Source organism: Vibrio sp. 03_296 (assembly GCF_002265885.1).
In genome coordinates this window covers 1-615 of record NZ_NPKW01000457.1, presented here as the reverse complement: position 1 = coordinate 615, position 615 = coordinate 1, and the positions used below count along the sequence as shown (strand labels likewise).

Here is a 615-nt window from a genome sequence, read left to right as displayed (position 1 = left end):
ATTGGAACTAAGTCCATCAAGTTCATCAAAATACCAACAAAGATAGTCAGTGCTAGAGGTGCAATCAGCGGGTTGCGTCCATGGAACGTATCTTTGACGTTTGTCGCGACAAATTCTACGATCATTTCAACAGCACACTGAAGCTTACCTGGTACACCGGCTGTTGTTTTTCGAGCTACAGCGTAAAAAATTCCGAGGAAAATTAACCCTGTAAACCAAGAAAAAAACAGACTATCGATATGTACGTTCCAGAAACTCGACTCTTCCGCCACTAGCCCCAACTTGTAAGTTGAAAGGTTAGTAAGGTAGGTTGAAGGTGATGTAACCGGAAGGTGTTAGCGACGTTCACCTGGCGCAGCCATAACTCATCCTATTTTTTGTTGTTAATTGAATTAGCGCTGGCGCAAAGATATTAATACCAAGAACCAGCAAATAGGTTAGTTTCAGGGGAACAAGTTCCACCTGCATATACATGCAGGCGACAGAAACAGCACTACTGTAATGAGAATTTCAGCGCTTCACCCGTGTAGAAAGAGATACGCAACGTACTTTGACGCTCTCGCTCCTACAAACAAGAATGCACACACAGAAAATACTGCATTGGCGACAACAAAA

Annotated in this window: 2 pseudogenes; both read right to left on the bottom strand. The window is 43.1% G+C overall.

Annotated features, from left to right (window positions below):
• Positions 1-362: pseudogene (locus tag CIK04_RS25370) on the bottom strand (F0F1 ATP synthase subunit A); the annotation flags it as partial.
• Positions 346-615: pseudogene (locus tag CIK04_RS25365) on the bottom strand (hypothetical protein); the annotation flags it as partial. The pseudogenes CIK04_RS25365 and CIK04_RS25370, both read right to left, overlap by 17 nt.